Here is a 12,767-nt window from a genome sequence, read left to right as displayed (position 1 = left end):
GCGCTTTAACTACCCATCAGATTTTTTAAAGAAATAAATGCTTTGTCGCTACTTTCAAAATGCTGCCAATCCTCTTTAAATTGATTGCGAAACCATGTCATTTGTCGTTTGGCATATTGGTAGGTTTCAATTTTTGCCCGCTCTAACGCTTCATTCAATGGGGCTTTGCCACTTAAAAAATTAGAAAACTCACGCACGCCAATAGCTTTCATTGCTGGCATTGAGGGCGCAAGGTCAAGAGCTAAAAGCGTCTCGACTTCGTCCAATGCACCGAATTTTACCATCTGATCAAGGCGCAAGCTGATACGGCTTTTATTGCTTTGGCGTTCGGGTGCCAAGACAATTTTAATCGCATTTTCAGCATTGATTAAGGGCTGTGTCTTTTGTGCCTGCCACCAAGTTATAGATTTTTGGGTCGCCTCAATGATTTCTAAAGCCCTTGCAATGCGTTGTCCGTCATTTGGATTAAGGCGCTCTGCGGTTATTGGGTCTTCAGTGCTTAAAACTTCATGTAAAGTTGGAGCGCCTTTTTCAATTAAAGCATTACGCCATTTTTCACGAATATGATTTGGTATTTCTGGCATTTGTGCAACGCCGCCGATTAGCGCGCGAAAATAAAGACCTGTACCACCTACAAAAATGAGCGTTTTGTTGGCGATTTGATTATCGTATAAAAGTTGTTGAACATTTTCTAACCAGTGGCCAGTAGAAAAAAATAGCTTAGGGGAAACATGTCCATAAAGATGATGAGGTGCTTGCGCGAGTTCGCGAGGCGAGGGGCGTGCGGTTAAAAGATTTAAAACATCATAAATCTGCATGGAATCTGTGTTAATGATGACACCATCATAGGCTAAAGCTAGATCAATTGCTAATTGTGACTTGCCGCTGGCTGTCGGACCAGCTATCAAAATAACATTGTTTTTTTGCGTGTTCGCGGAGTTCTGATCCATGCCTAATAGTGAACCTCTTATTGCTACGCTCATTGCCAATCCGGTTGATCCAGTTTTAACACCTGCATTGGCTGAAAAAGCCTCACAAAGTGTTAATGCAAGTGCTATTTATTGGCTTGCTGATAATATTGCTCTTGATATGCCATTAAAGCAAGGCATATCGCAAGAGGAAGCCTATCAAACTTTACTGGAAAGTCTTGATGGGGAGCCAATCGATGTAGTTGTGCAAAAAGTAGAAAAACGCCGCAAGAAATTGTTACTTGCTGATATGGATTCTACCATGATTGAGCAAGAATGTATTGACGAGCTTGCAGAGGAAGCAGGGCTTCGCGATCATGTTTCCGACATTACAAAACGTGCAATGAATGGTGAGATTGCTTTTGAACCCGCATTACGCGAGCGTGTAGCTTTATTAAAAGGTTTACCGCTTACAATCATTGACAAAGTTATTAAGGAGCGCATTAGCCTCATGGCAGGTGGGCGTGAACTCATACAAACAATGCGGGCAAATGGTGCTTATACTGCTTTGGTATCGGGTGGCTTTACGTTGTTTACTTCTGTCATTGGTGAAAAAATCGGCTTTAATGAGCACAATTCTAATCAATTATTGCATGATGGTGAAAATCTCACTGGTATTGTACAAGAACCGATTTTAGGCAAACAAGCAAAACTTGATAAATTATTAGAAATCTGTAACCGCTTGAGTATTACCCCGCTTGAAGCAATGGCAGTCGGTGATGGCGCTAATGATCTGGCTATGTTGCAAGCCGCAGGCTCTGGCGTTGCACTACATGCAAAACCCGTTGTTGCAGAAGCTGCTTCCATGCGAATTGACTATAGCGACCTTACTGCACTTTTATATATTCAAGGTTATCGAATGGCGGATTTTAAAGGTTAATTATTTTTGAAAAATAGAGCGCAGTAAAATGCGCTTTTACACTATTTTTGAGTAGTTAAAAATTAGCTGCTTTTTTCACCACATAGAGTGTAGAAGATCAATCTCATCAATATTTTGCATTTCGATAAAGATATAGAATAATAGAAAGATAAGATAAATGGAGACAGCCCGCTTGATTATTCGTAATTGGCAGGATGCTGATTTTTTAGCCTTTTATCGCTTAAATAATGATCCAAATGTTATGGAGTTTTTCCCAAAGCGGTTAGATGAGCAAGAAGCATTTGAAAAATTTCACCAAATACGTGAAAATAATGAAAAAACTAGTTTTGTGATTTATGCCTTAGAAGACAAGGCATCAGGTAGACTTATTGGCCTATGTGGATTGCAAGAGGTGCACTTAATACCAATAATACCAGCTGGAAAAATTGAAATAGCATGGCGTATTTTGCCTGAATTTCAGCGCCGAGGCTTTGCTTTTGAGGCAGCCCAACATATCATGAATGATGGCTTTCAGCGTCTTGCTGTCAATGAGATTATTGCTTTTACTGCTGCTGTCAATTTGCCTTCACTTGGGTTAATGCAAAAATTGGGCATGCGTGAATTATTAGAAAAGCGCTTTATTCACCCCAAGGTTCCTGATAACCATGCTCATTTAAAGCCTCATCGCATTTTTGCGGTCCATAAATGATCTTGGCTATGAATTGTCTTAACTTTCAGGAAAATGAAGGATAGATATTGTTGTAATGAGTATATGTGGAGGCAAATAATATTGCCCAACAAAAAAATGCTGGGCAATATTGTTATCGTTTACACACGGATAAACGGTCATCTAAAAAAATATATTTTTGCTTGAAAAATTAATTTTTAACAGATGGTTTGCGTGCAAACATTGTTTCCAATGTCGTTAATACTGGTGTTATCATTGGTGATGCAACTGAGTAATAAATTGTTTGCGCATCACGTCGTGTTGTAACGAGTTTGAGTGCACGCAATTTAGCTAGATGCTGCGAAAGCGCAGACTGACTTAAGTCCACTTTTTCGGCAAGCATTCCAACAGAAAGCTCTGCATCTGATAATTCGCACAATATTTGTAGTCGTTTTTCATTGGCCATTGCCGTCAAAAGGCCGCTAGCCTTATCCGTGTTCAAAACCAAATTTTTAAATGCAAGTTTGTTTGTCATTCAGTTATCCATCAAGCAGAATGTTTCAATGAATGGCTATGCACAAGCATAGACATCCCATCAAGATAACTAGCCCCCAATTCAGATGACTAAAACAAGTGAATTGATAATAAAGGCTTATGTACTAAAAAGCACACCCCACCGCTAGCCAATTTTAATTAATGTTTTTTAAAATAGCCTTTATTATAAGCTATTCCTATTGCCCCGATAAAAAACATTAACTAATCTTATTGATATTTAATTCGTGTATTATTGTCAAATGAAGTTTATCAATTACCGACATCTATTTTATTTTTTTTGCGTAAAAAGGCATTCTTATTTAATAGGTGCTAAAATTTAAACTTAAAATATGGGGTTTTTTCTAAGTATAGTCATAAAATACATTAACGCCGAGAAAGATGCGTGAGGATTTCCCTGTTGGAAACACTACCGATGATTTGACCTTTTTCGACGATTCCAATCTCTCCTGGGCTTCTTGCTAAAGCATTGATAAGCTCGCTAAGAGGGGTTGTCGCTTTAGCCATGGCCGAGACGCGAACACGTGCTGTTTCACGGTTGAAGGGAAGCATGATGTCGCGTGCTGTTAAAAATGTCAGTGGGTTAATATGTTGAACAAATTCAGCAACATGACTATCAATTGGTGATAAGACAATTTCTTGTGGAGTGCCATATTGGACAATGCGAGCATCACGCATAATGGCAATGCGGGTGCCAATGCGCATCGCTTCATTTAGGTCATGGCTGACAAAAATAATCGCTTTATTTAAGCGCTTTTGAATTTCTTTTAACTGGTCTTGCAAGTGAGTGCGGATAAGCGGATCAAGAGCTGAAAATGGCTCGTCCATTAAAAGAATCGGTGCGCCTGTGGAAAAAGCTCGCGCAAGACCAACTCTTTGCTGCATTCCGCCTGAAAGGGCACTAATGGGGTGGTCGGCCCATTCTTCAAGACCGACGAGAGCAAGTTGTTCTTTTACAATTTCTGCGCGGGTGAGTCTTGGAGTTTTAGCTATTTCCAAGCCAAGTCCTACATTTTCTGCAACGCTTCGCCATGGTAGTAACGCAAATTGTTGAAATACCATAGATACAAGCTTGGTGCGTAAAAACTGTAGTTCACGCTTTTTTAATTTTGCAACATCATAGGCATTATTCTCATCTTCAATAATGACTTGGCCGCGTGCCGGAGCGATAAGCCCGTTTATTGTTCGCAAAAGTGTTGATTTTCCAGAGCCTGATAGCCCCATTAATACCAAAATTTCGCCTTGCTCAATGGTAAGGTTACAATTGTGAACGCCTAATATGCCTTTGGTTGCTGTTTCAACCTCGCCTCTATTCGCGCCCTCATCGGCTAAAGCTAAAGCTTGCTGTCTATTTTTGCCAAAAACTACTGACACATTGTCGATTATAACGCGGGTCATTTAAATTTACCTTTCAATGCGCTTTTTTATGGGTCAGCGTGTTTTGCCGGGGCGGAACATGCGGTCAAGGAGAACGGCAATAACTACAATCATTAGGCCTGCTTCAAAGCCAAGGGATAGGTTAGCCGTGCTAAGGGCACGGACAACCTTGACGCCAATGCCGCCTCCACCAACAAAAGCTGCAATCACCACCATGGATAATGCCAACATAATTGTTTGGGTCATTGCTGCACGTATTTGTGGTAGAGCTGATGGAAGCTCAACTTTCCATAATAATTGCCAAGGGCTTGCACCAAAGGCACGGCCAGCTTCAAGCAATATATGGGGAGTGGTTCTAATGCCAATCTCAGTAAGACGGATGGGGGCAGGTATAACAAAGATAATTGTTGCAATCATACCTGGTACCATGCCGATACCAAAAAACATTAAAGCCGGTATAAGATAAACCAACGAAGGTATAGTTTGCATCAGATCAAGAATAGGCTGGATAAACCGATAAAAATGCCGGTGGTGGGCCGCATAAATGCCGATTGAGACGCCAATAAACATGCAAATAAGACAAGACCAAAAAACGATTGAAAGTGTTTCCATCGTATCTTGCCAATAACCTTGATTAATAATGAACAGCAAAGCAATAACAACGAGAACAACCACGCTAATACGTTCTTGCATAAACCATCCCAATAAGGCGAAAATCAAAATAAGTGTAGCCTCTGGTGGCCAAAAATCCATATTGACCAATCTTGTAATAATTGTAAGAGCAAGAACAACTGCGCCCAATAATAGGCGAGGTAGCTGCTTTGATAAATTGCGGCTAGTTATAAGGTAAAAAACGAGCGTGATGCCAAAGCCAGCAATAAGAATGGTATTAAAAAGGGGGGTAAAAAAACTATCAATAATTGCAAGGGCTATTAAGCCAGTTAAAAGCAAAATTCTATAACGCCAAGTTTTTTCCATTACCCACGCAAAAAGCATTATAAATAAGAGCAGCAATGGCGGAGCCATTAAAAATTCCAATGTCCATTGCAATACTGCATCAAGGCTAGTGCTAAAATAATCAAGAGGAAAGCTAAAGCTATCTTTAAGCCAAGTAAATAGCCACTCGCAATAATCACCTATCGGTATTTTTATAGCAAAAATATTTTGTAGCCATGTGAAAACCATTTCAAAAAAACCAAAAACTGGGTTTTTTTCCGCATTAGAATAGTCCAATGGTATCTCCATTTCTACACATAGGCAATCTCCCGTGAATGTCATAAACTATCCACGGGATTTAACGTAAATTATATCGAGGCTTATATACCGCAAATTTTGTTTTTTAAAACCATAACCAACATAATAGTTAATTGGCGATTAAAACATGCTGATAATGCTTTTATGTTAAGAATATCTCAATAACCTTAAATATACCAATTTTGACTTATTGGTTGCTTTATTTGCTAATAGCGTCTTTTACCAATGGAAGGCTTTCTTTGCCATCAAATGTGGTAACTCCTTCAAGCCATTGGTCGAGAACGTTGGGGTTGTTTTTTAACCAATTTGCTGCCGCGAGTTCTGGCTTTATGTGTTTTTCCAAAATGTCGCCCATAATTTCGTTTTCCATGGCAAGCGAAAATTCTAGATTGTTCAATAATTGGCCAACATTAGGGCATTCATTGGTATAATTCTTGCGAACATTGGTACTAACTGTCGCGCCGCCAAAATCTGGTCCAAAATACTCGTCGCCGCCATTTAAATAGGCAATGTCAAAGCGAGTATTCATTGGATGGGGTTCCCAAGCTAAAAAAATGATCGGTTTCTTTTTAGCAATATCGCCTTGCACTTTTGATAGCATGGCTTGTTCAGATGATTCAATAATTTTAAATCGATCAAGCCCATAAGCATGTTTTTCCAACATAGAAATAATAATGCGATTGCCATCATTGCCAGGTTCAATACCATAAATTGCGTAATTCACGTCTTTGCCAAATCTTGCAATATCTTCAAAGCTTTTTAGGCCGGCATCATAAGCATATTGTGGTACTGCAAGGGTGTATTTTGCACCGGTCAGGTTTACCCTTACAGTTTCCACGCTACCTTTATCAGCATAAGGCTTTAAATCTGCCGCCATTGATGGAGACCAATAGCCCAAGAATACATCGATATCACCGCGTGAGAGTGCTGCATAAGTTATAGGAACAGACAAAAATGTTGTTTTGGTTTCATAGCCAAGTTTTTGTAAAATATGTGATGTTACCGCCGTTGTCGCAGAAATATCGGTCCAGCCTGGTTCAGCAAAGCGTACAGTCTTACAGGCTTGCGGATCATTGGCAAGAGCGGATGAAATCAATGCAGGCGTGGTTAAGCAGCAAGTGAGTGCAATGCCAAATATTTTTAGTAAATTCATGGGCTGGGAGTTCCTGTTTTGTGAATTTTAGCAAGCTTTACAAGTTTCGGGTGGTAATAGAATTACAAACGAAAAAGACTTTATCACGAAAAGCTTTCTATTCCTATCTATGAAAATAGCTATGATTAATTCAATTTATCACGGCTATTGCGAGATTATCCAGTCTTTCACCTTTTCAATAATACGTCTTTTGGTACTATGTTTAAGGTAAACAATATAAAAAGCTTTTTCCATCAGTAATTGATGGCTAAATGCAAGAGCCAGCCGGCCGGCATCTAAATCTTGTTTTATAAAGCCAAAGCTAGTTAACACAATTCCTTGTCCAGCAAGGGCCGCGTCTATCGCAAGCGATGTTTGGTTAAAATGCAAATTGCGCCTTATATTCGGGCGCGGTGCATCAAAAAACGTATCAATAAATTGTGGCCATGCGTCATGAATGTCATGCAATAATTGATATTGCACAAAGTTATCCTTCACTTGGGGATCGCCGATCTTACTTAATAGAAGTGGGCTCGCCGCTGCAACCAAACTATGATCGAGAAATTTTACCGCATTTAATTCTTTGCTAAAAGGCGGCGCACTATAACGTAAAGCAATATCTACATTATCCGTTGCAAGATTGGATAATCTATCGGTTGCAAGAATAATAAGGTCGATATCAGCATGGGCTTTTGTGAAATCTGGTAGGCGCGGCAATAGCCATTTAGATGCAAATGTCGGGGTGACACTTAATGTTAGCTGCATAGGCTGTGGTTTTATATTTTCAGTTGCTTCGCTAATTTGCGAAAAAATAGCATGCATTTTTTCGGCGTAAATTGTGCCGGCACTTGTTAGTGCAAGCCCACGCGGCAAGCGATCAAATAGATGAATACCGATTTCTTGTTCAAGCGCACGCACTTTTTGGGCAACTGCACCTTGAGTTACCAATAATTCTTCAGCCGCGAGCCGAAAATTGAGATGCCGCGCCGATACTTCAAAGGCACGAAGACCGTTAAGTGATGGAATTTTCATGATATACAATAGAAAATCTACAGTCGATAAGAGTTAATATGATTTGTTAGGCTTTGTTTATCGAGTTAATAAACTGACATAAAACGATTTTTATCAAAAGGATAATAATATGACAATAGAAAATATACTTCGTTTATTGTTTAGTCAGATTGATATGAAGCGCAATTTATTGCCATTGCTTTTAACTGCCAATTGGGCAGATTGGCTATTTTCGATGATGCTGGGTTGCCAAAGGCGGTAGGATAATGAGAAAGCAAGCTCTTTTAGCCTTTGTGTTTATAGCGATTATTTGGGGAACGAATTTTATTTTTGTCAAATGGTCGGCTGAATATCTTAATCCGCAGCAAATTGTTTTCATGCGCTGTGTTTTTGGATTTATTCCCGTTTTTATATTTGCACTTATAACCCGTTCAATAAAACTGCATCATATTTTTTATCTTCACCATTTTCTTGTTATGTCGTTTTTGGCAACAAGTCTTTATTATTATGCTTATGCGGCAGGTACTGCGCTTTTACCCTCAAGTATGGCAGGGTTGTTAAGTGGGGCGATTCCCATTTTTACCTTTATTTGTGCCTTTTTGTTTTTAAAGGCAGAAAAAATCACCGCTTTAAAATGCTTAGGGGTATTTTTCGGCTTTATTGGCGTTGTGCTTATTGCCCAGCCTTGGTCGTTAAAAGGAGAGGTTGATTTGAAAGGCGTTTTTTTGATGGTTTTAGGGTCGCTTAGTGTTGGCATATCATTTGTCTATGCTAAGAAATATTTAAGTCCGCTTAACTTGCCTGCGAGTGCTTTAACCACCTATCAAATTGGGCTTGCATCAATATTTTTATATTTTATTACCGATATGAATAATATTGGTATTGTTTGGGCATACCCTAAAGTGTGGGTGTCGCTTGTTTTGGGTTTGGGGTTACTGGGAACGGGCTTTGCTTATATTTCCTATTATTATATAGTTGCAAAGATCGGCGCGGTTGCGGCTGCAAGTGTTACCTATTTTCCGCCTATCATTGCGCTTTTTATTGGTGTGTTTCTGGCTGGAGAAAAAATAAGTATTTTAGCCTATTTTGCCTTGGTATTTATTCTACTTGGTGTTGCGTTGTTACAATTTAAGCCAAAAAATATGGGTGGATCTAATATTTAGCCCACTGTTTTATCATAGAATGGTTATAAATTAAAAGTTAGCTATTGACCATTGTTATTTATAGAAAGTATTCTTTTCATTATTAAAAGCCAAGACATAGTGCTGTTTTTTTAAAAGTATTTAATTATAGTTTTCACTATGTTTGATAGCCTTTTAATAATGTTACGCAATTATAGATAATCGCGATTTTAAGGATCTTCCAAAATGACCAAGTGGGTTTACAGTTTTGGTAATAGCAAGGCAGAAGGTTCCGTTCGTCAGCGTGATCTTCTTGGTGGTAAAGGTGCAAACCTTGCTGAAATGAGCAATCTTGGTTTGCCTGTACCGCCTGGCTTTACTATTACAACTGAAGTTTGCACTTGGTATTATAGCAATAATCGCGGCTATCCAACTGGGTTGATAGCCGATGTGGATAAAGCTTTAGCAGAAATTGGTGCGTTAACTGGCCGCGTATTTGGTGACGGCGAAAATCCGCTATTATTATCGGTGCGCTCTGGTGCGCGCGCTTCCATGCCCGGTATGATGGACACAGTTTTAAACCTTGGTCTTAATGATGAAACGGTAAAAGCACTTGCTAAGCATGCAAGTGAGCGATTTGCATATGATAGTTATCGCCGCTTTATCCAAATGTATTCTAATGTTGTTCTTGATATTGACCATTCGGTTTTTGAAGAATTGTTGGATCATGCCAAAGCCGCCCATAATTATGAAGCCGATACCCAAATGACCGCAGCTGATTGGCAAGCTTTGATCGAGCTTTATAAGGATGCCGTTGAAGAAGAGTTGGGTGAGCCTTTTCCTCAGGATCCGCAAAAGCAATTATGGGGTGCAATTGGCGCGGTGTTTTCTAGTTGGATGACTGCGCGGGCGATTATTTATCGTAAGCTACATTCTATACCAGAAGATTGGGGTACGGCGGTTAATGTGCAAGCCATGGTATTTGGCAATATGGGGGATGATTCTGCAACGGGTGTTGCTTTTACAAGAAATCCATCAACCGGCGCTAATGAGCTTTATGGCGAATTTTTAGTGAATGCGCAGGGTGAGGATGTTGTTGCTGGTATTCGAACGCCGCAAAATATTACCGAAGCTGCCCGCATTGCTGCGGGGTCAGATAAGCCATCGCTTGAAAAACTAATGCCTGAGGCTTTTGCCCATTTTACTGATATTGCCCATAAGCTTGAAGCTCATTATCACGACATGCAAGATCTTGAATTTACTATTGAAAAAGGTAAGTTATGGATGTTGCAAACCCGTAGTGGTAAGCGTACAGCAAATGCTGCTTTAAAAATTGCGGCTGAAATGGCGCAAGAGAGGCTGATTACTAGCCAAGAAGCGGTATTGCGGATAGAGCCGGCATCCCTTGACCAATTATTGCATCCTGCGATTGATCCAAAAGCCGAGCGTAAAATTTTAGCCTCTGGTCTGCCTGCTTCCCCTGGAGCTGCAGTTGGTGAAATTGTTTTTTCATCAGAAGACGCAGAAGCTGCCGCTGCTGAGGGGCGTAAAGTTATATTAGTGCGCATCGAAACAAGTCCTGAAGATATTCATGGCATGAATGCTGCTGAAGCTATTTTAACCACGCGCGGTGGTATGACCAGCCATGCGGCGGTGGTTGCACGCGGTATGGGTAAACCATGTGTTTGTGGTGTTGGTAGTATTAAAGTTGATTATCATAATAATAAAATGGTTGCTGGTGGTGTTGAACTTAAAAAAGGTGATATTATTACTATTGATGGTGGTAGCGGACAAATTTTGCTTGGCCGCGTTGCCATGCTACAACCTGAATTATCGGGTGATTTTGCGCTTATCATGCAATGGGCTGATGAAGCGCGCCGGATGAAAGTGCGCGCCAATGCCGAAACACCTAATGATGCGCGTGCTGCACGTTCTTTTGGTGCGGAAGGTATTGGCCTTTGCCGTACCGAGCATATGTTTTTTTCCGGCGAACGTATCATTGCGGTGCGTGAAATGATCCTTGCGGATAATGAAAATGGCAGGAAGGCAGCTCTTGCCAAATTGCTACCAATGCAGCGTTCAGATTTTGTTGAATTGTTTGAAATTATGGCAGGGCTTCCTGTTACTATTCGCTTACTTGATCCGCCATTGCATGAGTTTTTGCCCAAAACGGCAGAGGAAATTGCTGAGGTTGCAAGTGTTATGGGAGTTGATGAAAAGCATTTAAGCGAGCGTGCCAATGCGTTACATGAATTTAATCCCATGCTCGGGCTTAGAGGCTGCCGTCTTGCAATTACTTATCCCGAAATTGCCCAAATGCAGGCACGAGCAATTTTTGAAGCTGCAATTATTGCGGCTAAAAACACCAATAGTGCGGTAATGCCTGAAATTATGGTGCCTTTGGTGGGCTTGAAGAGCGAATTAGATTTTGTGAAAGCGCAAATTGACAATGTCGCCAAAGCGGTGATGAGTGAGCAGAAAATGCAGCTTTCCTATATGGTCGGTACTATGATTGAGCTACCACGTGCGGCAATACGGGCTAGTGATATTGCGCAAAGTGCAGAGTTCTTTTCCTTCGGTACCAATGATTTAACCCAAACAACCTTTGGTATTTCGCGCGATGATGCTGGGCCCTTCCTTAATACCTATTTGCAAAAAGGCTTGCTAGAACAAGATCCATTCATCACCATTGATATTGATGGCGTTGGCGAATTGGTGTCTATTGCGGCAGAACGCGGACGCAAAACGCGTGCTAATATCAAGCTTGGAATTTGCGGCGAACATGGGGGGGATCCCGCATCCATTGCATTTTGCGAAAAGCAAAGGCTTGATTATGTTTCATGCTCGCCCTTTCGTGTACCAATAGCGCGATTAGCTGCGGCACAAGCTGCATTAAAAGGTAAGACCCATAAAATATATTAAATAAGTTGACTTTTAGCTTAATTACGCTTCACCTGTGCGAGACTCTGACCTTAGGGTTTGCCTTAAAACAAGTGAAGCGTTTTTGGATTGTGCATTGAATAAAATGATAAGAAAAGCTTTTAATAAATTTATAAGTACAGCTGTGGTTTTAATGACCAGTACAATCCTAATTGCGCCAAGCTGGGCAGTAGAAAAAACATCTTCAATTGAGCCATATCTTGCCATTAAAAAGGATATTGATCCACCACGCATTGCACTTACTTTTGATTTATGTATGGGGAAGACGGATCGGCGTATTTTTGATGTTTTGATTGCTGAAAAAATTCCTGCAACATTATTTGTAACTGCGCGTTGGCTGGTTAAAAATCCAGATGTTATTGCACAAATAAAGGCTCATCCCGAATTATTTGAAATTGGAAATCATGGGCAAAATCATATTCCAGCCATTGATGAACCAGGGACTATTTATGGGTTAAAGACGGCAGGCAGTTTACGTGCTGTTTGCGAAGAGGTGGAAGGTGGAGCGCAAGCCATTGAAAAATCGGGTTTGATGTCACAGTTTAAGCCGTTTTATCGGGGAGCTGCAGCACGCTATACAACAAGATCGCTAAAGTTAATTGAAGATCTAGGGTTTCATGTTGCAGGTTTTTCAATCAATGGTGACCAAGGCGCATCGCTTTCAGCGAGTATGGTTTTAAGGCGGCTAAAAATGGCAAAGGATGGCGATGTTACTATTGCCCATATGAATCAACCAACGCGCGCTTCGGGGGCAGGCGTTGCCGAAGCTTTGCAAGATTTAAAAAAGCAAGGCATGCATTTTGTAACGCTTTCGCAAGGACTTGGAGTTAATCAAGGTGCACCAACACTACAATCTTGTGCCGAGTTTTTTAAGGGTACTCAATAA

12 protein-coding genes are annotated in these 12,767 nt (G+C 40.5%); 6 read left to right on the top strand and 6 right to left on the bottom strand.

Annotated elements, in window-relative coordinates:
- Nucleotides 1-5: 5 nt before the first annotated feature.
- Nucleotides 6-950, bottom strand: a complete 945-nt coding sequence (gene miaA, locus N6A79_RS09325; protein WP_268545722.1) for a tRNA (adenosine(37)-N6)-dimethylallyltransferase MiaA — start codon at nt 948-950, stop codon at nt 6-8.
- Between miaA and serB the strand changes: the two genes are divergently transcribed.
- Together serB and N6A79_RS09315 are read left to right on the top strand one after the other, a co-directional pair.
- Nucleotides 949-1,848: a phosphoserine phosphatase SerB gene (gene serB, locus N6A79_RS09320; protein ID WP_268545721.1), complete on the top strand. Its 900-nt coding sequence runs from the start codon at nt 949-951 to the stop codon at nt 1,846-1,848. The two genes, miaA and serB, sit on opposite strands and share 2 nt — an antisense overlap.
- Before the next feature lie 157 nt (nt 1,849-2,005).
- The gene (locus tag N6A79_RS09315) at nt 2,006-2,536 is read left to right on the top strand and encodes a GNAT family N-acetyltransferase (protein ID WP_268545720.1); all 531 of its coding nucleotides are present in this window, start codon (nt 2,006-2,008) and stop codon (nt 2,534-2,536) included.
- Between the two features lie 169 nt (nt 2,537-2,705).
- On the opposite strand, the gene N6A79_RS09310 is transcribed toward N6A79_RS09315, so the two are convergent.
- The 5 genes from N6A79_RS09310 to N6A79_RS09290 form a co-directional block, all read right to left on the bottom strand.
- Nucleotides 2,706-3,029, bottom strand: coding sequence for an ArsR/SmtB family transcription factor (locus N6A79_RS09310; RefSeq protein ID WP_182417357.1), 324 nt, complete (start codon nt 3,027-3,029; stop codon nt 2,706-2,708).
- Nucleotides 3,030-3,412: 383 nt separating this feature from the next.
- The gene (locus N6A79_RS09305; RefSeq protein WP_262078290.1) at nt 3,413-4,444 is read right to left on the bottom strand and encodes a quaternary amine ABC transporter ATP-binding protein; all 1,032 of its coding nucleotides are present in this window, start codon (nt 4,442-4,444) and stop codon (nt 3,413-3,415) included.
- Between the two features lie 33 nt (nt 4,445-4,477).
- The gene (locus tag N6A79_RS09300) at nt 4,478-5,224 is read right to left on the bottom strand and encodes an ABC transporter permease (protein ID WP_442784281.1); all 747 of its coding nucleotides are present in this window, start codon (nt 5,222-5,224) and stop codon (nt 4,478-4,480) included.
- Nucleotides 5,225-5,876: 652 nt separating this feature from the next.
- Nucleotides 5,877-6,830, bottom strand: a complete 954-nt coding sequence (locus N6A79_RS09295; protein WP_268545719.1) for a choline ABC transporter substrate-binding protein — start codon at nt 6,828-6,830, stop codon at nt 5,877-5,879.
- Nucleotides 6,831-6,974: 144 nt separating this feature from the next.
- A complete protein-coding gene (locus tag N6A79_RS09290; RefSeq protein ID WP_268545718.1) occupies nt 6,975-7,841 on the bottom strand; it encodes a LysR substrate-binding domain-containing protein in 867 nt (288 codons plus the stop codon).
- A 109-nt stretch (nt 7,842-7,950) separates the two neighbouring features.
- On the opposite strand from N6A79_RS09290, the gene N6A79_RS09285 reads away from it, so the two are divergent.
- The 4 genes from N6A79_RS09285 to N6A79_RS09270 all read left to right on the top strand — a co-directional run bounded on the left by N6A79_RS09285 (nt 7,951) and on the right by N6A79_RS09270 (nt 12,767).
- Nucleotides 7,951-8,082 (top strand): hypothetical protein, encoded by a 132-nt coding sequence (locus tag N6A79_RS09285; protein WP_268545717.1) that lies wholly within the window; start codon nt 7,951-7,953, stop codon nt 8,080-8,082.
- 4 nt (nt 8,083-8,086) lie between these two features.
- Nucleotides 8,087-8,983, top strand: coding sequence for a DMT family transporter (locus N6A79_RS09280; RefSeq protein ID WP_268545716.1), 897 nt, complete (start codon nt 8,087-8,089; stop codon nt 8,981-8,983).
- Between the two features lie 204 nt (nt 8,984-9,187).
- Entirely contained in the window at nt 9,188-11,863 is a 2,676-nt protein-coding gene (ppdK, locus tag N6A79_RS09275; protein ID WP_268545715.1) for a pyruvate, phosphate dikinase, read from the top strand.
- A 151-nt stretch (nt 11,864-12,014) separates the two neighbouring features.
- Nucleotides 12,015-12,767, top strand: coding sequence for a polysaccharide deacetylase family protein (locus tag N6A79_RS09270; protein WP_268545714.1), 753 nt, complete (start codon nt 12,015-12,017; stop codon nt 12,765-12,767).

Source organism: Bartonella sp. HY761, from assembly GCF_026743145.1.
GTDB lineage: Bacteria > Pseudomonadota > Alphaproteobacteria > Rhizobiales > Rhizobiaceae > HY038.
Note: the sequence above shows the minus strand (reverse complement) of the source record. Positions and strands in the feature narration are given on the sequence as shown.